This window comes from Candidatus Methylospira mobilis (genome assembly GCF_009498235.1).
Taxonomy (GTDB): Bacteria; Pseudomonadota; Gammaproteobacteria; order Methylococcales; family Methylococcaceae; genus Methylospira; species Methylospira mobilis.
In genome coordinates, this window is sequence record NZ_CP044205.1 from 1,279,313 (window position 1) to 1,302,578 (window position 23,266).

Consider the following 23,266-nt stretch of genomic DNA (forward strand, 5'->3'; position numbering starts at 1 on the left):
GTTCGAGAGAAAAGGCCTATGATACGCGTTGCTGTGGTGGAGGACGATAGCGACTTATGCGAAGAAATCGTTTTTAGCCTGACCGATGACGGCAATGATGCCGTCGGGTTTCGTGACAGCGCCGGTCTTTACCGCCACCTGATGAAATCGACGGTGGATATTGTGGTGCTGGATGTCGGCCTGCCCGGAGAAGACGGTTTTGCTATTGCCAGACATTTGCGTGATTCTCCCAGCTGCCGCGCCGTTGGCATTATCATGTTGACCGCGCTGAGCGGGTTGGACCATCGTGTGGAAGGTCTGGAAAGCGGCGCCGACATTTATCTGGTCAAGTCCGCGTCGATCAGGGAGCTGCGCGCCGCGATCGCAAGCCTGGCCCGTCGGCTCAAACTCTCGCCGGAACCTTCCGCAGGCCAGGTTTGGCGCTATTCGCCCAGCGCATGGACGTTGACGTCACCTTCCGGCGCCGGCGTCAAGCTGAGCGGCTCGGAAAAGGCCGTGGTCGAGTTCTTTTTGCGCCATCCCTGTTCGGTAGCGAAACGCCGCGATCTTATCGAAAAAGCCCTGGGCGGGGATTACCTGAGCTACGACCCTCGGCGTCTGGAAGCCATAGTCAGTAGACTGCGGCGTAAACTGGAGCAGATATCTCCGCTGGCGCAACCGCTGCGCGCCGTACACGGCGTAGGTTACGAGTTTACATCGGCGCTGGAGCGGCTGGATTAGACTTCACGCACTGCGCGCGATCAACGGGCTGGAGCGCGGAAAGTGCGCGCGCAGAAACTCCATCTGATCGGCCAGGATCATATGTCCCTGCAGGTAGATGTATTCCGCATGCGTGGGCACGAAGGGTATGGCCAGCAGTTGCATGTGGGCTTGTTCCGGAGTGCGTCCGGCCTTGTGATTGTTGCAGCGCTTGCACGCGGTCACCACGTTCGACCAGATATCCTGCCCGCCCTGGCTGACCGGGGTGATATGGTCGCGCGATAACTCGCGGCGGGAAAAACGCTGTCCGCAATAGAGGCAGAGATGGTTGTCTCTGCGAAACAGTGCGGGATTATTCAGCGGAGGCGTATAGTTGCGGAAACTTTTGAATCTGCCGGTGTTGGGGCAGTGCGTGGCGAGTATGGAATTGACTTCGAGTAGGCTGCGCCGGCCGGACGTGGCGTTAACGCCGCCGCGCAGCGAGCAGATGGGAAGGCCGCAGGTGTAAGCGACCTGATCGAGATAGTACAATTTAACCGCTTCCTGGTAGCCTATCCACTCCAGCGGCATACCCGATGCGTCGGTGCGTAATATCTGTAACCGCGATACTTCCATTAAGCTTCCCCCAATTGACTGGAATACAACGTTCTGGAAATAAACCCTTTTCAATACCCTTCGGGATTTGTCAGGATTATAAGGTGGATAGACCGGTAATCGCCCGGTTGATGGGTCCCATCGCTCCGCCACTCTTCTATAGGGTATCGAAGTTTTATGTCAAATTAAATCTTCTTAATTGAAAAATGAAAGAAAAGTGCGAAAAAGGGAAGATTTTTTTCAGTTTCACGCCGTTCAGGTAGCGCTTCCGCTTCCGCTTCGGCAAGTTTTCGATTATACGGCTCCGCCTGAAGCGGTGGAGAGCGGTTTGCAGGTCGGCGCGCGCGTGCTGGTTCCTTTCGGTTCCGGGCAGGGCGAGCGCATTATGACCGGCGTCGTCACCGGTTTTCCAGCGGTTTCGCAGGAAGATAGGCGCGGCTTGAAACCGGTGTTGCAGGTGCTTGACGAGCAATCGCTGCTGTCGTCCGATGATTGCGAAATCCTGTTGTGGGCCAGCCGCTATTATCATCATCCCATCGGTGAAGTGTTCGCCTCCGCTTTTCCTGTGCTATTGCGTAAAGGGCGTCCGGCGGTCGATGAGCGTACGACCCGGATTCTGCGGCTGACCGCGCTCGGCGTTGCGGCGCAACCGCCTGCGCAGGCCGTGCGCAGGCGGTTGTTGCTGGATAGTCTGCGCGCGCGCGAAGACGGTATCCCATTGCCGGAGTTAAGCGCTCTGGATTGGGACTGGCGCAGCGTAGTCCGGGGAATGAGGCGGCAAGGATGGGTCGAAATCGCCGACGCGCCCCAGGTTCCGCTTTCATCCGCTCCGTTGCCGTCCGTGCCGATGCCGGAGTTGAACGAAACTCAGCGGCGGGCGGTGGATGCCGTTTTGTCGTCCATGGAAGGGTATCGCGCGTTCTTGCTGGAGGGCGTGACCGGCAGCGGCAAAACCGAGGTTTATCTGCGTCTGGTCGAGCAGGCGCTGCAACGTGGATTGCAGTCCTTGGTGCTGGTGCCTGAGATCAGTTTGACGCCGCAGTTGGAGTCGCGTTTCCAAAGCCGTTTCGGACTTTCGGTGCGGGTGTTTCATTCAGCGCTCAATGAGTCCGAGCGCGCTCGCAACTGGCAGGCGTTTCAGCGCGGCGCGGCGCGCATCATGCTGGGAACGCGTTCCGCGGTTTTTGCGCCGATGTCGGCTCCCGGGCTGATCATACTCGACGAAGAGCACGATCTTTCCTTCAAACAGCAGGATGGGTTCCGTTTTTCCGCGCGCGATATTGCAGTCATGCGCGCGCGTACGCTCAATATCCCGGTGTTGATGGGTTCCGCCACGCCGTCGCTGGAAAGTCTGGTCAATGTCGCGCGCAAGCGTTATCTGCATCTTTCCATGCCGAAGCGCGCCGGAGCGGCGCTGGAGCCTGTTTTTCAGCTTGTCGACATCCGCAACGCCGCATTGCAGGGCGGCATGTCGCCGGCTTTGCTGAACCGCATTGCGGAAACCCTGAAGCGCGGCGAACAATCGCTATTGTTTCTGAATCGAAGGGGATATGCGCCGACGCTGATTTGCCATGCCTGCGGCTGGGTGGGCATTTGCCCGCGCTGCGATGTGAACCTGGTGGTGCACGAATCCAGCGGACGTTTATGCTGTCACCGCTGCGGTTACGAACAGGCGCGCATGCGCCGCTGTCCCGCCTGCGGCGCGGAGGACATGCGCGCATTGGGGTTAGGCACAGAGCGCGTCGAACTGGCTTTGCGCGAATGCTTTCCGCAGGCGCGTACGCTCAGAATCGATCGCGACAGCGCGCGCGGCAAGGGTCGACTGGCCGAAATGCTGGATACGGTGCATGACGGCGCGGTCGATATACTGCTTGGCACGCAGATGCTGGCGAAGGGGCATCATTTCCCGGATGTGACGCTGGTCGGCATTCTGAACGTGGATGCCGGCTTGACCAGTCCGGATTTCCGCGCGCTGGAACATGCCGCGCAACTGATCGTGCAGGTGGCGGGCCGCGCGGGCCGCGCGGAAAAGCCGGGCCATGTGATGTTGCAGACGCGCTACCCCGATCATCCGCTGCTGCTGAAGCTGCTGCGCGAAGGCTATGCCGCTTTCAGCGCTCGTTTGCTCGAAGAAAGAAAAAGCGCCGCTCTGCCGCCCTACAGCTACCAGGCGCTATGGCGCGCCGAAGCCAACGATGCCGAAAAGCCCATGGTTTTACTGTCGTTGATACGCGATTTTCTGGAAAAAGATACCGGCGGCGTGCAGGTCCTGGGGCCGGTACGGGCGCCTTTGGCCAGACAGGCCGGCCGGCATCGCTGTCAATTGCTGTTCCAGTCGCAGCAGAGGCCGTTGCTGCATAAAAAGATAGACGAGGTCATTGCGCAGCTGGCGGCTTATCCGCAATCCCGACGCGCGCGCTGGTCTGTTGAAATCGAGCCGGTGGATTTTTTGTGAGCATCGCTACCGTATTCCGCTTTTCATCTCGTTCCATGGCGTATTCGGCGCGCGCATAAAATAGCGCGCCCCTATGCCCATGACTACCGTTTGTTCGTTTTCCGAAACAAAGTCGGTCAGAGGCAGTTGCGTTACTTCATGCTGTAAATCCGGCTGGACGCCGGCGAACGGGTTGTTATGCATAAAATCCGCCAGCAGCGTCGCCAACGCCAGATAACTGTTGCCGTTATCGTCGCTTACCTGCGCTTTGCTTTCCTTCGCCGGTAGGCCGATCAGCTTGACGGCGGCAGGCACCATGCTGATTTTCGGGCTGGGAATTTCGCGCATGCCGGCTATCTGCATGCTGTCGCCATGGATGGCTGCACCGTGTTCGGCGACCAGCACCACTACGCTGGGGCGGCCCGATTGCTCCAGCGCGCCGATGAATTTGTCTATGTCCTGCATCAGCTTATGCATGCGCGGTTTGTAAGTATCCAGACTGTCGCCGGGTTTGCCGCCTGCCAGAACATTGCCGTCGTGCAGACTGATGGTGTTGTAGTAAAGCGCGACCGGCGCCTCCGGCTGTGTTTTTCTTTTTTCCAGCCAGCGATTCAGCAGATCGAAATCCTGGTAGATCGGGGTTTCGTCAAAACTGTGCATTTGCACGCTCGCGCCCAATGAACCCAGCGGAGGCGCTTTCAAGCCGCCGCGTTCCTGTACGTCTTGTAAAAACCCGCCGAAGTGACCATCGTGATTGAGCAGCAATTGCGGGGTATAACCCGCTTCCGCCAACGAGTCGAACAGATAGCATTGCCTGGGTGCGTTCTGGTACAGCGCGGCGTGCGGCTGTTGACCGCATGCACCGCGCAGCAGGCGGATGGCGGCAGGACCGCTGTAACTGGCTGCGGAACCGAAGCGGGTGAACAGTACATCGAAATTTTTGAATAGTTCGATTTTTTCCGATGAGTCGATATCGTCCCAGGCCAAAGAGCAGATATGCAGAAAAATGATATCGAAAGCTTTGCTGGATGCGTCGATTTTTCCGAAGCCGACGTGCAGTTTGGCCTGATCGGTATAAAACCTGTTCAGACGTTCATCCAGTTCTTTTTCAGAATAATGCTTGTCGGGGGGCTCCTCCGAAAGCGCTGATTGCCCGGAGCCGCTGTCGCAGGCGGCGGTTTGGATAGTCTCAGGGCTGGGTCTTGTTGCGACCAGTGCGGTTATCTGGGGAGCGCAAGCCAGCGCCAGCAATACGAAACTGCTGATGCGCAAGCGGCGTCCGAGCAATGCCGTCAGCGCGAACAGCAGCAGCATTCCGATAATAATACGCGGATTGATAAACCGGTTCAGCAGTTCCACAACGTAGGCGAAACTGAAGCTTTGCAGGTTGGGGGTCAGTGCAATCACGCGTTCGAAGGAGGGGAACCAGGAGTCGCGATAAAGCAGCATGACTGCTGCCGGTATCGCTATCAGGTGGCGCGCGATGCGCTGCCGCCTTGCAGGCAGCGGTACGATTAATATGGCGGCGAAAATCAGGTTTTCGGCTACGTGCAAACCGATGTACCCGCTCCAGTACAGCGCGAGTTTGCCGATAAAATAGTAATTCCACAGTCCCATGGCGGTTTTCAATGCTTTTTAATGGTGTAATCGATCAGTTTGCCGTATAAACGCCGGTAGCCGCGTATGGCTTGTTTCAGCACTTCGAGCAGGCTGTTCAGCGGGCTGTCCTGCAGCAATGTGGTGTGCCAATCGGCCCAGACATCGGCTCTGGAAAAAGTGCAATGGATGAAGCGAGCCTGTTGCTCTATCGATTGATGCATCAAATGCACGTTGATATGCTCCTCATTGACGAACTCAACGCGCGCCGGAAACGCAAACTCCTGATCGCCTCGGTATAAACCTACCGACACCAGTTCGCCCTTACTGACTTCGGCGCCGGACGGGTGGGACAGAGCCAGGCCGGTTGTAGAAAAGTCGTGCGTTTTGCAATGCCAGGTGCGGCCGTCGGGCAGATACAGAACGGCGGGCATTTCAGCCGGGACGCGATGCGATTTACGTACCTGGCGCGCTTCGGTCGCAACGCTGAAAGCGGTGCCCAGCACGGTCAGATTATAAAGCGTCCAGCCCAGATTCATTAAAACCACATCCATTTCAAAACGGTTCCACCATAGCAGGCGCCCGATGCCGACCAGAAAGCCGCTAAGATTAATCCCGAGCAGTGCAAGGTAAGGCGCGGCAATGCGCCAATCGACAAAGCTTTGTTCGATCAAGCCGCCTTTGGGGGTAACGTTGAATTTACCCAGTTTCGGATTAAACAAGGCGAGCGTGGTGGGCAGGGTAATATACCAGGCCAATACCGTTTCATAGACCTCCGCCCAGAACGAATGCCTGAACCGGCCTTGTATGCGGGCATTGGTCAGGTTGGAGTGAAAGATATAGGGCAGTACATAGAACAATAAAATAGCCGCTTCGGTATGAATAAAATGCAATTCGAAAAACAGATAGGCTTGCGGGGCGAACAAGAAAATAAGGCGGGGGATACCGTAAAAGAAGTGCAGCGTCGCATTACCGTAACACAGGCGCTGAGACAGGCTCAGGCCCTTGCCCAGCAACGGATTGTCCGAGCGGAATATTTGCACCATGCCGCGCGCCCAGCGGATGCGTTGCCCGACATGGGCCGAAAGGCTTTCCGTGGCCAGTCCCGCCGCCAGCGGGATGTTCAGGTAAATGCTCTCGTAGCCGCGCCGGTGCAGTTTCAGCGCGGTATGCGCGTCTTCGGTCACGGTTTCGACGGCGATGCCGCCGATTTCCTCCAGCGGCGCGCGTTTCAGGATCGCGCAGGAGCCGCAGAAGAACGCAGCGTTCCACAGGTCGTTGCCGTCCTGGATCAGACGGTTGAACAGATAGCCTTCGTTAGGCACCTGACGGAAGGTGTTCAGGTTGCGCTCGAACGGGTCGGCGGAAAAAAAATGGTGGGGCGTTTGCAGCAAGGCGCGGCGCGGATGCCCGATCAGCCAGCCCATGCTTACTTGTAAAAACGAGCGTGTCGGAATATGATCGCAATCGAATATGGCGATATATTCGCCCTGAGTCAACGTCAGCGCATGATTAAGATTCCCCGCTTTCGCATGGGCGTTATTGGAGCGGGTGATATAACCGACGCCGGTTTGTTCGGAAAAATGGCGAAACTCGTCCCGTTTTCCATCATCCAGCACATAAACCCTGATTTTTCCGGCGGGCCAGTCGATACCCTGCGCCGCATAAACGGTCGTTCTGACCACATCGAGCGGTTCGTTGTAAGTCGGGATAAAAATGTCGACGCTGGGCCAGCTATCGATATTTACCGGCATCGGGAGGGGCGGGCGGCGTAACGGCCTGACCGATTGCAGGAAGCTGAGCAGCGTGATCAGCCAGGTGTAGGCTTCAGCGAACAGCAGCAGTACGCCAAAAACACGGTCGCCCCAGGTATTGAGCTCCATGGTTTGCGACACGCGCCATATTGCGTAGCGCAGCGTGGCGAGTTCGGCCAGCATTACCAGGATCACGGTCGGCAACACGCCCGGCGCATCCTTTATCAGCAGCGCAAAGCCCCATGTAGCCAAAAAAAACAGCAATTGCTGTGTCCGGTCGAGCGGCGTGGTGATGACCACAGTGGTGAAAACAACAGCGCTCGTCAATAGAGCCGCTTTCAGTAACGGCGGACTCGAAAACGCTGTATTGTCGAGCTTTTCCAGCGTATCGGCGATTTGCCGGTCGGTCGGCAGCGGCAGGCGGCTTATCAGCGTTTGGAGCCACTGCCGTATTTTTGCCATGACATTGCTGCCCGCTTCTTCAGGGCCGGGCAGAACAAACAAGCGGAGTAGCCACTCTTCAGGGGCGGCAAGATTGCTCACCCCCAGTTCCTGCCCGAGCCGGCACAGCATGCGGGGCAGACGCCGTGTTAGAGAAGGGGCGGGTTTTTGCTGAGGAGGGAGGATAAAAATCCGTAACAGCCATAGGTCCGGCCGGCCGGGCTTATCGACCCCAAGTTGCAGGGCAAGCGAGTATAACAGCCGGTGCGGATTCATGCTTCGAGCCGGAAATTGCATGGGTACGTCGGATACCGTCGCCGCACTGCGCATGTGAGTTTTTGTTCAAACATCAGGTTTTATTGACGTAATCAATGGCTTGTTTTCGGGTCAAAAGAAAAAGCCGTCGTTGAGGCATAAGTTATAAGCGCAGTCCCTGACGGCATGACGCCAACTTGTCGACTTATCGTTCACGTTACCGTGCCAATCGCCGAGCGAATACCTAAGCCCTTCCCGTGAGGCGCAGGCGTTGGCATGATAGGGAAGACGCTGGCCGCGCATGACCGGTTACGCCGCGAAAACCCGGACGTTGACAAGCGAGTCGCTGATTTTCCCGGAACCGCAAAACGCTCAATGCGCAGGCTGCGCCAACAGCCAATCGGCGAGTCCCTGCAAATCGTGGCTGGCCTGGCTGTGGGGAGCGTAATCCGCTACACACTGATTGCTTGCCATGGCTTCGGGAATCGCTTCATCCTGGTGTATGGCGTAGCGCAGCATTTTACTCTTCAGGCGAACGCGCAGTATGCCGATGATATCGTCAGAGAGCAGTTTGGCGCTGTTAACCTTGTTTAAAACATGGAACAACCCGGGCGCATGCTCCGGCTCGGCGCTAAAACGCCGCTCGTAGTGCGCATGCATGACCGCTATATCTTCGAAACAGCCTGGTTGAGCCGTGATCACATGGAGTATCAGGTCTGCCGCCGCCAGCGCGCAGTCGAAGCAAAGAGACGGCGCGCGCTGCGTGTCGATTAACACGATGCAGCCGGAGGGCGGGGACAGGTCCAGCAGGAAATCGCGAACGCCGCGGCTTTCGATGACCGATAATTTTTCATGCGTCCGGTGCGTATTAACGCCATGACCAAAATGCAGCAGGTTGACATGGTCTGCATTGCGTTGCGCAGCATGATGCCATGTCTGATCGGCGGATAGATCAACAATGCCTGTCGGGTTACGAACGGTTAATCCCAGGTAGAGGCCGAGCCGGTTCGATGGGTCGAGTTCAACGGCCAGAACCGGCTGCTCCCGCCGGGTTAACAGTGAGGCTAAATTGGCGGTCAGGCTGGTTTTTCCTGTCCCTCCGCTGGCCGAGACGATAGCGACGACGAACATGTTATCCGTTTATGCCTGCTTTGGTGTAGGGACGCACAAAAACGCCGCTTCCGTTTCTGCGCATGAGTTTTCTTATCATGCGCCGCAAGCGCGCTCTTCCTATTCGGTGATGCATGTAAGCGATAATGCCGCCCAGCAGCAGGCCCAGCATGAAATGCCAGATAAACTGATTAATAAGGTCTTCGACGCGCATCGCGATATGACTGTTTCGATGAAAATTTATGAGACGTTGTTGTAAGTGTATAGCTCGGATGTGTAATCGACCAAATGCGTTTGCGCCGCCAGTTTCCTGAGCCGCTGGATGCTGGCGTTGATGTCCTCGCTGTTGGTCATGCGCGTTTCATGGAGAAACAGATCGTTGATGCTTACATTTAAGGAACGCTCCAGCGCGGTGTCTATATCCGGCTCCCGGCAGGCGAAGAAAAAAATAAACAGACTGGCGTTGTCGGCGGTCATGACATCGCCTTTACGTTTGGGATGGTAGGCCAATAGCGCATCAATGTGCGATCTTCCCGGCAGCAGGTCGAGACTGATCAGCGCATGTTGTATGTTAATATCGTGGGTGCGGTCCAACGTGGTTTGCACGAAATCGCAAAATTTTTGCGGCCGCAAATAACCGTTGACCTCAACCGGTATGGATTCACTCAACAAGTCTTCATAGGACATTACCGCCTTTTTCCCAAAACATTGTCCTTTCAGTGAATCGATACACCATAACAAATGCGAAAAACTTTCGTAGTTGTGCACGATCAGATTAGCGCCCAGCTGCATGAGCGCCATGTTCTGGTTATAGCGCAAGCGTTTGTTTTTTTCGCGGATAACGATTTTCAGGCCTCTACCCGCTGTTTCCCTTATCAGATGGGTTGTTTCGGCTAAAGTGGCGAATTTGACCGAGTTGGAGTAAGGCAGTATAACCGTGGCGGCGACGGCATGCTGAACCGCCTGCAGCAGGTCGGAAAAGCGCTCGTAGCGCTGCCATTCGGGCGGAACGCTTTTTTCGTTGAAAAGCGCGTCCACGGTGGTCAGCACCTGATCCTCATCCGGCGCATACAGCAGCTGTTGCGCCAGCGCGTCCATGGCGGAACCGTCCGCGCTTAACGACTGCTGTTCCTCGTTATAGCTGACGCCATAGCTTCTTGCTTCGACACGGCTGCCTCCGGGGGTGTTCCAGTGGTCGATTCTCCAGTTGAGCCGGAGCATATCCGCATCCAGTTCCGCCACGCCGTCCAGACAATTGCATTGTACGCGTATGGCGCCGGCGCCGGGGGATTCGAAATGCAGCTTATGAAAGACAAACAGACCGCTGTGTTTCCATTCGCGCACCCAGGCGCGAAAAATCAGGCCTTGCCGCCGCACCAGTTTCAGATCATTCCATGAAAACAAACCTTCCGCTTCGTCCATGATAATCAGCGATCCTGCCGGGATGCCGGTGTCGTCGAGTTCTTCCAGCAGTTTGTTCAGGCTGTATTTTTTAAGCAGTTCCTGGTAGTCGCCCGTGCTTTCCAGCACCAGGGGTTTACCATGCGATAAGGTTTCCGCTATGCCGGGCGCCATTTTTTCGATCAAACCGGCCCAAATCTCGGGCCGGCTGGAAATGACGACCGCGCGCACGCCTTCCCGCCAGGCGCGCGCTATCGTTCCGGCAGTAAGCGTTTCTCGAATGTTGCGGTTACGCACGCAAATACCGTACAGTTGTCCGGGATAAATGGTGGAAACCGATTCAGGTAAACAATCTATGCCTATGTTAAGCGTAGCGTGTTTGCGCTTGGCAATCGAAAATTTCATGACTCCTTGCTGTCGATTCTGTCTTCGAGGGGGGGCATGGCATGGTCTTTTTCGTTGCCGCCCAGTAATAGTTCGAACAAAGACCAGCGTTTTATCGCCTTTTTGGCGTTTTCCGCTTCAATGATTTCCTGGTAACCCAGTTCGCAGTCGAATTCCATATTGGCCAGCATATTGGCTACGTCGTCCGGGTCGGATGTCTTGTTGACAGTCATTGCAGGTTTTCCGGTCTCTTAGTAACGATAATACGGTACTGGCGGTTCGGGCGGGTATGGAATCTTTTCCGTGCGCTCATCGAACGAATAACGGAAATAGAGGCCATAATAGTTAGGCGTATAGAATGGGGAACGCGCGATCTCGGCGCGTCCGCCCACGAACCAGTTCGGCGCGACCTGGTATTCCAGTACGCTGCGCAACCCCCAACTGACTGCCGGAGACAGGCCGGAACTGCCCGTATATGTTGGGGTCGAGTTACCGTTCGTAAACGAAGATGTCAGGTTGGCCAGCTGTTGCGCCTGCGCTTGCAGGTCGGGACTGGTCGGGTAATAGTTGCCGCCACCTTCGCTCGACCAGGAGTAAGCCGCATAGCCGCGGAATAAAAAGGACAGATCGCCCCAGCGTCCGGTCCATTGTATGGGCGGTGCGATGGACAAATAGGTTTGTGGGCTCCAGTAACCGCCGTAGCCGAACGTATAATGGCGCTGATTATTGGAGAATCTCCAATACATGCCGGCAATGCCTACTGTTAAACGCATGTTCGGTTGGTCGATGAGCGCCCAGTCCACGCCGGTGCGCAGCATGATGTCGGCGTTTGATTGTACATTTTTCCCTTCCAGGTAATGCGCCGCTCCCTGAGCGAAGAGTCCGAGACGGCCTTGGTCGATACCCATATAGATGCCGCCGCCATTCGCTTTGACGCCCCCCCATACTTCGCCGGTTACCGGGTCGTGAGCTCCCGCGTAGGATAATAAACTGTTGGGTAACGCGCGCCGCGCCAGATCCCAGGAGTAGTACCCTTTTCCCCAGCTTCCGGAGTGATGCACGCCGCCGACAACCGTGGTGACCGGAAAGCCGAGCGGCGTAGTGCCGATGTCGAAACGCCAGTTATCGTTTTTGTAGCCGACTGCGATCGGCGCGCCCGATGCGGTTTGATTGATGGAGCCGGATAAGGCGTTTTGGTCTGTAATATTGCCAGCATAAAATTGTGTGGCCAATGCATTTGGCCCCATGGTGGCATTATTACAACCCATTCCCTGGATCTGCGACAACTGCTGTGAAGATAATTGCTGTGATGAGGGTAACGCCTGTTGATTTTTTTGTGTGATTGCTGCAGTGGATGCGCAAAGCGCATTAATTTTTCCGAATTGGTTCGCAGTGGAGAATTGAGTCAGGTCCAGTTGTCCAGCGAACACATTGGCATAATCGGTCTGTACAAACACATGCCCGCTATAGCCTAGCGGGTATTGCATGTACACCGGCGCCTCCAGGTTGGTTACCTGTGACATGCCGGGCGTTCCTGAGAGGCTTCTGTAATCCACGCCGCTGGTGACATAACCATAGCGCCGCTGCTCGATTTTCTGGATTTCCAGCGCAGCCTCGCCGACAAGCGTCGCATCTTCCGGGCTGGTTTGCTTCCCGGATACGCTCTGTTTTTCGACCTGCCGTAAATAACCCAGCGCGCTTTCGTATTCCTTCGCCTTTTTTTCGATATTGGCGGCTTGCAGCAAGGTTTTTTTGTCGTTGGGCCGGGTGCGCAGCAAGTCGTTGATGATTTCGCGTGCATGCGTGAAATCATCTTCCTCGGCCAACTGTTCGGCCAGCGTGAGCCGGTTGCCGCGATCTCCTGTGGGAATTTCCTTGCCTAATCGGGCGATTTCGTCCCGAGCCTCTTCCTCTTTTCCCATCTTGCGCAGCGCTTTGGCATGGGACAGGCGCGTGTCATAACCTTTGGGATTTCCGGCGATCAGTTTTTGGTATATCTCGCCGGCTTCTTCGGACTTGTCTCCCAGATAGAGAATATCGGCCAGCGTAGCGAGCAGGCCGATATCATCGGGTTGCTGCTCCAGGGTTTTATGCAGCAAGGCTTCCGCTTCGTCACTCCGGCCCTCGCCGCGCAGTTCCCAGGCGGTGCGAACGGCATACATGCGTTTAAGGTCGAGCAGACTTTCTTTCTGCTGTTTTGTCAGGTTGTTTTTAGTTTCGATGGCGGCGACTTTTTCGCTGAATTCTACGTTGCGTTCCGCTTTATACAGCAATCGCGCATAGCGTAAAGCATTATCGGTTGCGAGCGAAGGTTCGGCGTTTGCTTGCAGGCGTTTGCCCAGCGCCAGCGCGCGGTTGGATTCATTGATATCAGTCCATCCTTCCGCGCACTCCCAGGCCAGTTCCGGCGTGTCCCTGGCCTGGGTTTCGGCATGGAGCGACAATTTGACGGCGGCGCTGTGTTTTCCGTTCAGTTGCGCCTGTACGGCTTGCGCCAAATCGGCGCGAACGGAGGATTTAAGCGCCAGCGCCTTTATCGAATCGGAGCGTTGTTCCGGTGCTATGCTCTCGATCGCCGCGCTGGCGCCGTTGTTGTCGCCCTGGCCGCTTAAAAACAGCGCTTCGGCATAACGGTTTTCCACGTCGCCGGCGGCGGGATCGTCGAACAGTTTTTTGGCTTTGCCGGCCAGCCCCTCGCGGGCGTACTGGTTGGCGAGGTCATAGCGCAGCCAGGGCGATGCCGGAATATCGTTCAAGCCGTTTTCCAGCACGCTCAGCGCCTGTTTGTTCCTGCCTTGTTTCAATAAATCGTCGCTTTCCGCACGCAGCAGGCCGGCGCGGGCGCCTGCGATATCTCCGGCCTGCTGCGGGTGCGCCTGGGCATAGTTTTCAGCATATTGCAGCGCTTCCGCCCGGCTTCCGTTTGCCGCCATGATATCCAGGACGCCGTTTACCGCGCGCGAATTGACGGGATCGGCCAGCAATACGGCGTCGAACAGCTCCCGCGCGCGCGCGTTATTGCCGGCCTCCTGCTCGAGCTTTGCCAGCGTCAGTTGCGCCTCTCTGTTCGAGGTATCCAGTTGCAAGGCTTTACCGAGCAGATTCCGCGCTTCCTCCGCTTGCTGCTTTTCGCGTGCAGCTTCGGCGTTGCGTATCAGGTTGTCGACTTCATCTGCCCGTTGCTGCTTGCGCCGCGAAGCGATTTCCGCTGCCGATATCTGTTTATAGGGTACGGGTTGATCGGGAAAGGCGGCGGTAAACGCGTTGAAATAGCGTTCGGTATGCGCATTGCGTTCCAGGTTGGACAGTCCGTCGTTCCAAACCTTGAGTAAGGATTCGCGCCTGATATCGTCGCGTTGCGTTAGCATCGCGACTTTGTCGAGGCCCCTGAGCAGGGTTGCCGGGTTATCGACCAGCAAAACAGCCAGCTCCAGTGGCGGGCGCGGGTCGTTCGGCATTTCCTTGCCCAGACGTTCGAGGCCGGCTTTCGCTTCGGCCTGATGGCCGTTGGCGCGCCCCAGCATGTGGTAATACATGAGGCCCAGTTCGCCGTGCGGCGCGCCATTCGGAAACAAGGCGCGCAGTGCGCGTATCGCCGGCTCCATGCGGCTCGGCCCAACCCGGCCCAGAAAGTCCACGGTTGCCAGGGCCATGCGGTCTTTGGTGGCTATCCGATAGGCGTCTTCCAGTTCGTGCGTCGCCTCGGCGTCGGGAAATCGCGATTGCAATTGCTGTAACAGTTCCAGCGCCTGCGGGCTGTGATTTGCTTTCAGTTCCAGCTCGCCTATGCGCGCCAAAATCGCAGGATTGTCCGGTTCGAGCAGGCGCGCCTTGTTGGCGGCTTCGAGGGCAAGATCCAGGCGGTCTTTCACGACCCAGAGACGGGCGCTGTCCAGCAGCCTGCCAACCGGCGTATTCGAGGCGGATGCCTCGGGCGATCCCTGTTCCTTGTCGTCGCGGCGGCGGTTATTGTTCGTTCGTTGCTCGATGACGGCATCGGTGGATGCAACGCTGCTGCGAGCTATGAAAAATGCCAGGCACATTATCAGAAACAGTGTAGCGGCAGCCGAACACAGGCTAATGACAATCACTTCGCGCAACCGGAATCGGGATGGATTTTCCGCGATCGGAGGATGAAGGTGCGAAGCGTCGGCTTTTTGCGCGTCCTCCAATTGTCGAACCAGGGTTTCCAGCTGTTTGAGGCGACTATTGAGCGCGTCACTTTTTTCGATGCCGGACCTTTCATCCCTGCGACCGGGCGCGTCCCGGCGTCCCAGGTCAGGCTGCACATCCGAAGTTGGGAGGCTTTTGAAGTCAGCACCAGTAGCTGGCGGCTCCGGGTGCGGATGATGGGAAGTATCGCGCTGTTTTGCTGCTGCGAGTTGTCTGCCCAGGTTTTCGATCAGCGCCTGCGCCGCTTGTTGCCGTGCATGGCGTTTTTTTTCGGCAGTTGCGTTTTGCCGCTGGGTTTGCTGCCGTAGCTTTTCCGCGCGCAGTTGTAAATCATTGCACTCTGCCCGCGTGTTGGCGTGCGCAATGATTTCCTGCTCAGCGGCTTCCTGCCAGCGTTGAACGCTTTCCTGCGCTTGCCTGGCGCTGTTTGCCGCTATTTTTTTTGACTCGGCCAGCCGGGATTTTTCCGTGGTCAGGAGTTCGAGCTGCTGATTTCTGGAGGCGAGCGCTGCATGCAGATCCCCGGAAGTAGTTTGCAGTTGCTCAAGGTGTTTGCTAATCAAGCCAATCCGCTCCCTGTAGCTGCTTTGCTCGGAAAGCGTATCGGCGATGAGGAGCCTGATTTGTTCTGTTTCCGCTGTATTTTCCGGTAATGCCGCATCAGCGGGAAGCGACAGCCCATGTATGTGTGCGGCCGGTCTTTTTTTTGTTTCTTCAATGAGTTTATTGATGCCGGCTTCTATTTGCGCCAGCTCCGGTTTGGCAGCGGTTTGAGCTGCGCGCCCAGTTGTGGCGGTTGCGGTTGGTGTTGCTTGCCGTCGAGTATCCTGGTGATGCGCCGCATGATGCAGGAGGGAGAGGCGAAGTGCATCGCTGTCTGCCGGTCCTGGTTGATTTCCCCTGGTTATTTCATCGGGTAACGGTTGGAGCGAGTCGTCTTCGTACATCAGAGGGTTAAACAACGACCAGCGACGGCGCCGCTTTATGATATTCCGACCCGTTCAATGCATTATTTACCGGTCTATGGGGAAGCATGCTTGAGTTCACGGCGCTTTTCACTTCCGGGTTAATCTTATGTTTACTCGGACGGCAAGCTCAGTGGGGAAATATCGCGGCAACCTGGGTGGCGTTCAGCGTGTTCGCATTCGGCAGATTCCTGCCGTCTGCCAGTTCTTCCGGGATAAACGGCTTTAAAACAGTCCCGGCCATCGCGCCGGCGTCAAATTCAAAAACGGCGCTCATTATTTGTTGTACATCGGGTATCTCCGTTTCTGTTTCTTTGGCGTCGGTGCGTGTTAGTGATGCGGCTGGATGATAGTCGCCAGACTCTTCCTGTAACAATTGACCGGTAATTGCTGAGAGGTGTGCTGCTGCCGACCGAATACCGTGCAATTGCGCGGTGATCTGGCGCATGGGGAGCGTCGTCCCATCGGTAGCGGCATATATGGCCAAACCTGCTATCAAAACGCTGACGCTCAGCGTGCTCAGCCCTGCAGCAATGACGGCGCGCATACGTCGGCCGCCGTTGTTGTCAACAATGTTGTTTTTTGTGTAGCCGGCATGGTCATGATCCAATGAAGAGGTGCCGTCAACCGGGCTTGCAGCGGTAACGATGTCCGCGCGGGACATGCTTAATTCGGCCAGCTTGCTTATATTGGACTCCAGTTGATCTGCGCGGCTTGACAAGGTATCTATTTCGCCGGGATTCCGGCGCCACTGGATGGAGCCGTCATTGGAGGATGGGGATAACGCGAATTTGTTCTGCCAGTTTTTAACCGCCGCTTTTTGCGCGTGCGAAACGTAATGGCTTGGCTCTTTCGATCCTGCACCGTCTTCGCGGGCGGCTTTGCTTAAGTCGTCCTTTACATTCTGCCAGACCAGTTGATGATTTTTTCCTTCCTGCCCGGTAGGTTGCGACAATCGGCGCAGTTTGCGGGGAAAGTGCGAGGCGCCGTCGTTAATTGCAATAGGCGCCGCAAGCGCTGCCGCTACCGAGCGGGGTAATGTTGTCGCTATCGGCTTGAAACGTTCCTGTCCAGGTTGTTGGTTACGCTCGGCAGCGCCTTGACGAAGTATGAACGGTTTGACGTTCAGGATATTGGAATGTTTCCGCTCAACTTGAGACATGCCCACGGCGAATAGGGGGTGTGGAGCCGGCTCATTATGAGGTGTACTGTCAGGTTCCGTCCGGGTGTTGTCCGGGTGCTCATTTTCGCTATCCGTTTGCAAAGCGGCTGCCATTCCTTCCTGTTTTGCGCTATGCGGGGCCATCTGCTGCTTGAATCCATCAATTAACCGTTGCGTCGCCTGAGTTTGAACGTTGAGCGCCTGAATGAAGGTCGCCGCCTGTTGCGACTGGTTCTGCAGCTCTTTGGTCAGATTCTCGATTTGCGCGCGCGTTGATTGTTCCAGTTCGTACATCTCTTTATGGAAGGCCGCGGCATGCCGCTTGACCTCCTGATCAAGTTGTTCCAGTCCGTTCAGTAACGCGTCGCGGTCAGCGGCGGTAATGGCATGCGCGTTTATTTCTTCCGTTGCCGCCGCCTGCCATGCGCGGCTGTTTTCCAATGCCTTGGATGCGTTGTTTTCAGCGGTTTTTACCGTTTCGTTTAATTGCAGTTTTTCCTCGGTTAGTGCGGCTATCACTTCGTCTTTTTTGGCGATTTCGCCATTCAGTTCTTTTATGCGCGTCTGCAGGGTTTCGATCTGCGCGCTGAGCGCTTCGATTTTTTCCTGCAATTCCACTCGCAGCCGTTCTTCGTTTTGAGCCTGTTGCAATAGCCGCTCTTTTGCGGCGATTGCAACGTCTCGTTCCGTTTCGGCGCTTTCTCTGGCGCGGACGGCCTGTTCGCGCTCGTTAATCGCCGTCAGCGAGGTCTGGATATCGGTCAGTGAGGAGACGCGTCTATTGGCTTCCGCGCGGAGTTTTTGGATTTGCATTTCTATTTGCGAGGCATCGGGCGCTCTTGATGCGCGTGCGTCGGCGGTTGGGGTCCCTGAACCGGTTTTCACTGCGTCGGAGACGTCCGGAGTATGGCCTTTTACAGCCAGCGCGCATTCGGGCAGGCCGCGTTCTTGCAAACACCCATTGATACGCGCCAGTATATCGGCTTCGAAGGCTTCGCCGTTGATGGCGGATGGAAGCGAGAACGTTCTGGATTCATGGTTTAGCGCGTACCGGCGGCGCAGGCTGATTGACCAGGCCAGCTTGCCCTCGGCGCGATGCGCGCAGGATATGGCCATCATTCGACACCCTGCATCTGTCTGGCGCAGGGCTGCAATCAGCGCAACGGTAAAGTCTTTTTGACAGTCGGTCAATAACGTCATTTCTTCGTTACCGGCCGATACGATTTCGATATGGCTCCATCCGGCGTGCCTGATATCCTGGGCATAGGTATCGTCCCCTGATTCGGAAAGCGCCGCTTCCTCGTTTTCGGTGATGATGGGGCCAAAGTCATCGTACCAGATGCTTCCTGCATGGTAAGGGTGTTCTGTTCCGTTTTGATCAACAAATATCCCGCCGCTTTCCCTGAAAGAGTTCGACTCGGCCAGCAGTCTTGTCTGTTCGGGTGACATGCTGATCGAAGCAATGCTGAATTTTGGCATTATCCTACCCTCCTCTTTAAGATTTACCGGCGGTTTGTGACTTGGCAACCATTGATAAATATAACATGTTTGTACTATTCGAATGTGTTAATTCGGTTAAATTCAACGTGAATAAAATCCTTGTCTTAATCTGTTTGCCTGATGAAATCCGCCGTGCGGACAGGAGTATCTTCGATCAGTCCGCCGCAGTCGACAGGTCGGGGAGATCATGGCGTTTTACATGCTTTCGTTTTGCTCCACACCGTCGTCAGCGAGCCGTCATCGGCAAACTGAAAGCGTTGTTCGTATCCGCCCAGACCGAATAGCGATAGAGCCTGATCGTAATAGGCGTTGGAGTTTTCTGCGAACGGCAGCGCTGCGATACGGTGTTTCTGTTCGGTAACCGCATTGGGCGCGCCGGAAGCCTGAAGAAAACCCAGCAGGGCTGCCGAAAATCCGGCCGGGCCTGTATTTTCGGCCACGCCGGTTGCAGTGTCGACGCGTTCCGGCGGTACGCCGTGTGTCTCGGTATATTGCTTCATACCCGCCAGCTTTTCCAATAGCTGGATACGGAACGGATCTGATGCCGGCATCAGCCCGCCCCACAGGTAGACGCGTATCGCGTCGTAGCCGCCTATGCCGGCTGTCTGCTTATCGGGCGCAAAACCTTCGTGTGTGCGGAAAAGCAGCCAGTCGGGCGAAAAACCGCGCGAAGTTTGCAGCAGTATGCGCCGGGATGTGGCCAGCAGCTCCGGCCAGCGCGACTGTGGCAGCGCGACGGCAAAACGCTTGAGCAGGGGGAGGGGCAGGTAGCTGGGATTTAATCGCCAGGTATTTTCATCAGGATGAAAACCGGCGCGCCCAGGCAGCAGGGATGCGCCCAGCTCTGGAATGTCGGCTGTTTCTTCGCGCGCGATCCGGTTGGCAATCAGGACTGAAAGAGAGGCGTAGCGTTGATTACTCCAGAGCCGCCCGGCTTCGCCCAGCGTATAGGCCAGCCACAGGTCGGCATCAGCGGCTGAGTTGTCGTCGAGCACGCCCCAGCTGTCGTCATTGCGCTTGCCCCATTCCCATGCGGGCAGGTGCGCAGTCAGGTCGCCTTGCGCGAGGTTGTTTTCCGTCCATTGCAAAATCAATTTAAAGCTGTCGGCATCGTTGGCCGCCAGGGCGAAAAACAGCGCGTAAGCCTGTCCTTCCGAAGTTGTGTGGTGGTTTTGAGAGCCGAGGTCGATTACTCGTCCGCCTTCATTGATAAAAGTCTTTTTGAAACGGTTCCAGTCGGGCCAGTCGGCTTTGCAGGCTTCGGGCGGTAGGCGGAAACCGCATAACACCTCAATGAAGGTTGCGGCAAGCAACAGCATGGCGAACAGCTTGATAACACAGTGTTTTTTCATGTTTTACCCTTGTAGCCGTTTCTGAGCGATGCGGCGTAAAGCCCAGTAACAGACGAAAGCGATGAATAATCCGCTGCCGATGCCCATCGATGCTAAAAGGAATGGGTGTCTGGAGATATGAAACCAGGTCCATATCCAGAATGGAATGTTTCCTGTGAAATAATTGGCGCCCACCTGGAAGCTTTCTACCGTTTTGCCGCGCATTATCGCCACATCGCCGCGTATGTAACGAATCGAGCCCGGGTCTTCCAGCGCGTCGACGGCGTGACGCGCGCCTTCGCTGCCGTTGCCGATCAACGCCACTACGCTGCGCCCGCGATGGAGGGGGGACTCGAATCCTGTCAGCATGCCGAGCGCTCCGCTGCTGCTGACAGAAGTTTTTCCTGAGGATGCCGGCGTGGTAACCGGTAAGCCTGGGTCGAAAAGACGGTAAGGATAATGCGCTCTTTGTGAATTGCCGGCAAAGAGATTGTGCTCCTTATCTGTCAATGCAGGAAAGTTTTTGTTCCAGCTCTTCAGCAGCGGGTGCCGCGCCGCGGTATCGATGAGCAGTAAATCGCTGTCTTCCCTGCCGCTGGTCTGGTCTCCAAGTACGAGCTGGTAAGCCAGAGCCGGAAATCCGGTGGATTGGCCCATTTGTCCGAGTAGTCCGAGCATGGCTTCGATATCGTCGCTATTGGGCGTCGCCGGCAGGATTATCGTGGTTTCGGCGAGGTCGGCAAATTTGGTGAACGGAAATCCGGAATTGGCGAAAAATGCCAGATTGGGCAGCGCCGCATAATGTAAAAAGTTGGAAAAATCCAGTACCGAATCGGCATCGATTGCCGCCATGACGCTGTCGACCGAACCCGAGATACACCAGCCCTGTTTGTGGTCGCCGAAAATAAACTGGAGTTGAAGCTGGTTGTTGCTGCCGACGTCGAATGCCGGAATTGTAAAATTTTTATTTAATTGCGATTCGTCATCCCGTACAGGGATCAGCATGTTGTCGTGGTCGGCCAGTTCTCTGCTGGGATGGATAAGCAGCGATTTGATGAAGTTTTCGTTGATCGAAAAGTTCAGCGCGGAGTTGTCGTTGGCGACAGGCGGCGTATAGCGGTATTTTATATCGACCGGCACCCCTTCGTTTTGCCAGATCATCAGGTCGGCGGGAATACGCACATTGATGCGTATCGGGCCGGTGTCGCGTCCCTTGATCTGTAGTTCGGACGGTTGTTTGACCAGCTCACCGAATTTGACCGGGCGATATACCGGCAGCCAGTTCGGGGCGTCATAAGCGAGACGCCGCTTGGGGTAGTCAATCGAATTGACGGTCGCTGTTGGTCCGGATAGCACGGCCTGTCCCAGCGCCAGCGCATCGGCGGCCAGTTTCAGGTCGCTGTCGTTGCGGCCGAGCACCAGCAGCAGTTTGGCGGTGGGGTCGTTCGGGTGGGCGATCAGCTTCAATGTAGGGCTATCCACCGGCGTCAGGGTTAACCCTGCAATGGTGGCCGGCGTATTATCGTTGCTGGCGAAGACTACGCCATAACGTTCGGGCAGTTGATTGGATAATACCGGAAAGTGCGCTCCGCGATAACCGGCGTTCGCGCTGAACCAGGATGCCAGTACGCCTGCTGCGCGCAGCGTGTCCGTGGAAGGCGCGGTTGCGAAAACGAAGGGCAGCGTCAGGCGCCGGTTGTCGTGTTCGTCATAAAACGGCGCGGGCAGCAAGGCAAGATCGTTCGGCATATTCAGCTTTTGCAGCGTTAATTCGAGCCGGCTTTGATTGCTGATGCTGGCCCAGATGCTGGTGTGCATCATATCTTCGCATTCGCTGGTGTAATGTCCGACCAGTTGGAAGCGAAGCTTGTTGGCGTTGCCCAGAAAACGCGTATCGATATCGATTTCCCTGGTTTGCTGTCCTCCGGTCTGTTCCTTCGGCAGGATGATGCTGTCGACGACTTCTTCGTTTACGTAAACCTTGATGTGCGAGAGATTCGCTGTTAACGACGGAGAATAGGCAAAGCTCAGTTTGAGGCGCGCCCGGGTGACTATTTCGTCAGTGCGCGTGCCGAACCAGATCGATTCTCCGGAAGTCGTGCCGCTCAGGCGGATCGGGTTGCCTGCTCCAAGCTCCTGCAGGCTCAGTGTGTTGGTTTTTTCGGATGCAAGCGGGGCGCTGCCCGTGGCGAGGCCCGCCGGCGGTAAGCCCGCCGCACCGGTCTTGGGCGTAGACATGTTTGACGGTTGCGGGATTGCATGCGCGCCAAAAGCAAAAAACAGCAGACAGCCGAATAGCCCTGAAAAAAAGGCGTACCGCCAGGGCCGGCGCGCGAAGAACAATAACTGCATCATTGTTGGGTTCGTTATTATCTGTTCTGTATAGAAAATAGTAGTCGTATGTTTGCTACATGGTTGTCTGTTTTTCAATTCTTCTACATATCGGCCGGTTATTCTGAAAGCTTGGGTGCGCTGGCCGGCCTGGATTTAAATGAACCGTATAAAGCGATATGATACATCAGTAAGGATGCCGAATCCATTGCGCGGCTTTTGTACGAATGGAGTAAATGGTTCGTTTTGCTGGGGCATTTTTCGGTGAGCACAAGCTATTGATTGACGTATGTACAGCGGGAGGCGGGCAGGGATGGCAAGAAAGCTTTTAATCAATGCAGACGATTTCGGTTTCGATCATGACACGGCGGCTGCGACCGTCGCCCTGTTCGAAAAAGGCGCGCTGACCAGCGCCACCATCATGACCGGGATGCCTGCGTCTTTGCATGCCATGGAGTATGCCAGAGAGAACGGCAGCCGCTTTTCCTTCGGGCTGCATTTTAATCTGGTTGACGCGCACGCGCCGATGAGTTCGAGTACCGCTTCGCTTGTCGATGCGGACGGTCTGTTTCGAAGCTCTCGTGAGCAGCGTATACGGGCGCTGTTCAACCTGCTGGACAGTCGGGCGCTGGCCGATGAGTTCGAGTGTCAGTTGCGCGCGTTGCTGGATAATGGCGTGCGGGTTACGCATATCGATAGCCATGGGCATTTACACAAGTTTCCCCGCGTTGTTCGCGCCATTGCTCCTGTCATGTCCAAATACGGGATCAAGCGCATACGGCTTCCGCAAACGCTCTATTTCAGAAGAAAAATGGCGCGCTCGCTCATTAATCGCTATTGCCGAAGCGAGTTCGACGGTTTTGAAACCACGGATAATCTTTGGGCTGTCGACGAGCACAGGGCCGGCTGGTTCGAACGGTTGCTGGCAGCCCTGCCGGATGGCGTAACCGAGCTTGCCGTCCATCCGGGCTCTATCGAGCCGTGGCGGCGCATCGAAAGCGCTCCTTTGCTGGATGAGCGCTTTCATGCGCTGCTAAAAACGCATGCTACGCAATTGGTTGACTATCGTGAAATTTAATGAGGCGCTTGCCGTCGCGTTTTTTCCTTTGAAACTGAAATGACTCTCCGCTGCGCTT

At 56.1% G+C, this 23,266-nt stretch carries 14 protein-coding genes; 3 read left to right on the plus strand and 11 right to left on the minus strand.

Annotated features, from left to right (window positions below; genetic code table 11):
• Nucleotides 1–18: 18 nt before the first annotated feature.
• Nucleotides 19–720, plus strand: a complete 702-nt coding sequence (locus F6R98_RS05570; protein ID WP_153248145.1) for a response regulator transcription factor — start codon at nucleotides 19–21, stop codon at nucleotides 718–720.
• 3 nt (nucleotides 721–723) lie between these two features.
• On the opposite strand, the gene F6R98_RS05575 is transcribed toward F6R98_RS05570, so the two are convergent.
• Entirely contained in the window at nucleotides 724–1,314 is a 591-nt protein-coding gene (locus tag F6R98_RS05575; RefSeq protein ID WP_153248146.1) for an HNH endonuclease, read from the minus strand.
• 196 nt (nucleotides 1,315–1,510) lie between these two features.
• Here F6R98_RS05575 and F6R98_RS05580 point away from each other — a divergent pair, with 196 nt between their 5' ends.
• Entirely contained in the window at nucleotides 1,511–3,748 is a 2,238-nt protein-coding gene (locus F6R98_RS05580) for a primosomal protein N' (protein ID WP_153248147.1), read from the plus strand.
• Between the two features lie 6 nt (nucleotides 3,749–3,754).
• Here the strand turns inward: F6R98_RS05580 and bcsG are convergent, their stop codons facing one another.
• From bcsG to bcsB, 10 genes are all read right to left on the minus strand, one after another.
• The gene (bcsG, locus tag F6R98_RS05585; protein ID WP_153248148.1) at nucleotides 3,755–5,344 is read right to left on the minus strand and encodes a cellulose biosynthesis protein BcsG; all 1,590 of its coding nucleotides are present in this window, start codon (nucleotides 5,342–5,344) and stop codon (nucleotides 3,755–3,757) included.
• 8 nt (nucleotides 5,345–5,352) lie between these two features.
• Nucleotides 5,353–7,620: a UDP-forming cellulose synthase catalytic subunit gene (gene bcsA / locus F6R98_RS05590; protein ID WP_228125110.1), complete on the minus strand. Its 2,268-nt coding sequence runs from the start codon at nucleotides 7,618–7,620 to the stop codon at nucleotides 5,353–5,355.
• Nucleotides 7,621–8,145: 525 nt separating this feature from the next.
• On the minus strand, nucleotides 8,146–8,904 hold the full coding sequence (gene bcsQ, locus F6R98_RS05595) for a cellulose biosynthesis protein BcsQ (RefSeq protein WP_153248150.1): 759 nt from the start codon (nucleotides 8,902–8,904) through the stop codon (nucleotides 8,146–8,148).
• 1 nt (nucleotide 8,905) lies between these two features.
• Nucleotides 8,906–9,097: a hypothetical protein gene (locus tag F6R98_RS05600; protein WP_153248151.1), complete on the minus strand. Its 192-nt coding sequence runs from the start codon at nucleotides 9,095–9,097 to the stop codon at nucleotides 8,906–8,908.
• A gap of 26 nt (nucleotides 9,098–9,123) precedes the next feature.
• On the minus strand, nucleotides 9,124–10,689 hold the full coding sequence (gene bcsE, locus F6R98_RS05605; protein WP_153248152.1) for a cellulose biosynthesis protein BcsE: 1,566 nt from the start codon (nucleotides 10,687–10,689) through the stop codon (nucleotides 9,124–9,126).
• Nucleotides 10,686–10,901 (minus strand): hypothetical protein, encoded by a 216-nt coding sequence (locus F6R98_RS05610; protein ID WP_153248153.1) that lies wholly within the window; start codon nucleotides 10,899–10,901, stop codon nucleotides 10,686–10,688. The genes bcsE and F6R98_RS05610 overlap by 4 nt, the downstream gene beginning before the upstream one ends.
• Before the next feature lie 18 nt (nucleotides 10,902–10,919).
• Nucleotides 10,920–15,788, minus strand: a complete 4,869-nt coding sequence (locus F6R98_RS05615) for a cellulose biosynthesis protein BcsC (RefSeq protein ID WP_153248154.1) — start codon at nucleotides 15,786–15,788, stop codon at nucleotides 10,920–10,922.
• Nucleotides 15,789–15,936: 148 nt separating this feature from the next.
• Nucleotides 15,937–18,447 carry a coiled-coil domain-containing protein gene (locus F6R98_RS05620; protein WP_153248155.1) on the minus strand — a complete coding sequence of 837 codons (2,511 nt, stop codon included), beginning with the start codon at nucleotides 18,445–18,447 and terminating at the stop codon, nucleotides 15,937–15,939.
• Between the two features lie 206 nt (nucleotides 18,448–18,653).
• On the minus strand, nucleotides 18,654–19,820 hold the full coding sequence (gene bcsZ, locus F6R98_RS05625; protein WP_228125111.1) for a cellulose synthase complex periplasmic endoglucanase BcsZ: 1,167 nt from the start codon (nucleotides 19,818–19,820) through the stop codon (nucleotides 18,654–18,656).
• Between the two features lie 3 nt (nucleotides 19,821–19,823).
• Nucleotides 19,824–22,154 (minus strand): cellulose biosynthesis cyclic di-GMP-binding regulatory protein BcsB, encoded by a 2,331-nt coding sequence (gene bcsB / locus F6R98_RS05630; protein WP_153248156.1) that lies wholly within the window; start codon nucleotides 22,152–22,154, stop codon nucleotides 19,824–19,826.
• A 289-nt stretch (nucleotides 22,155–22,443) separates the two neighbouring features.
• Here bcsB and F6R98_RS05635 point away from each other — a divergent pair, with 289 nt between their 5' ends.
• A complete protein-coding gene (locus F6R98_RS05635) occupies nucleotides 22,444–23,208 on the plus strand; it encodes a carbohydrate deacetylase (RefSeq protein WP_194270158.1) in 765 nt (254 codons plus the stop codon).
• Nucleotides 23,209–23,266 lie beyond the last annotated feature (58 nt).

Bases quoted from the DNA above. Each gene is read 5' to 3' on its own strand.
- bcsQ (WP_153248150.1), bottom strand. From the start codon at position 8,904: ATGTTCGTCGTCGCTATCGTCTCGGCCAGCGGAGGGACAGGAAAAACC.
- F6R98_RS05575 (WP_153248146.1), bottom strand. From the start codon at position 1,314: ATGGAAGTATCGCGGTTACAGATATTACGCACCGACGCATCGGGTATG.
- F6R98_RS05610 (WP_153248153.1), bottom strand. From the start codon at position 10,901: ATGACTGTCAACAAGACATCCGACCCGGACGACGTAGCCAATATGCTG.
- bcsG (WP_153248148.1), bottom strand. From the start codon at position 5,344: ATGGGACTGTGGAATTACTATTTTATCGGCAAACTCGCGCTGTACTGG.
- F6R98_RS05635 (WP_194270158.1), top strand. From the start codon at position 22,444: ATGGCAAGAAAGCTTTTAATCAATGCAGACGATTTCGGTTTCGATCAT.
- F6R98_RS05620 (WP_153248155.1), bottom strand. From the start codon at position 18,447: ATGCCAAAATTCAGCATTGCTTCGATCAGCATGTCACCCGAACAGACA.
- F6R98_RS05600 (WP_153248151.1), bottom strand. From the start codon at position 9,097: ATGCGCGTCGAAGACCTTATTAATCAGTTTATCTGGCATTTCATGCTG.
- F6R98_RS05570 (WP_153248145.1), top strand. From the start codon at position 19: ATGATACGCGTTGCTGTGGTGGAGGACGATAGCGACTTATGCGAAGAA.
- bcsB (WP_153248156.1), bottom strand. From the start codon at position 22,154: ATGATGCAGTTATTGTTCTTCGCGCGCCGGCCCTGGCGGTACGCCTTT.
- F6R98_RS05615 (WP_153248154.1), bottom strand. From the start codon at position 15,788: ATGTACGAAGACGACTCGCTCCAACCGTTACCCGATGAAATAACCAGG.
- bcsZ (WP_228125111.1), bottom strand. From the start codon at position 19,820: ATGAAAAAACACTGTGTTATCAAGCTGTTCGCCATGCTGTTGCTTGCC.
- bcsE (WP_153248152.1), bottom strand. From the start codon at position 10,689: ATGAAATTTTCGATTGCCAAGCGCAAACACGCTACGCTTAACATAGGC.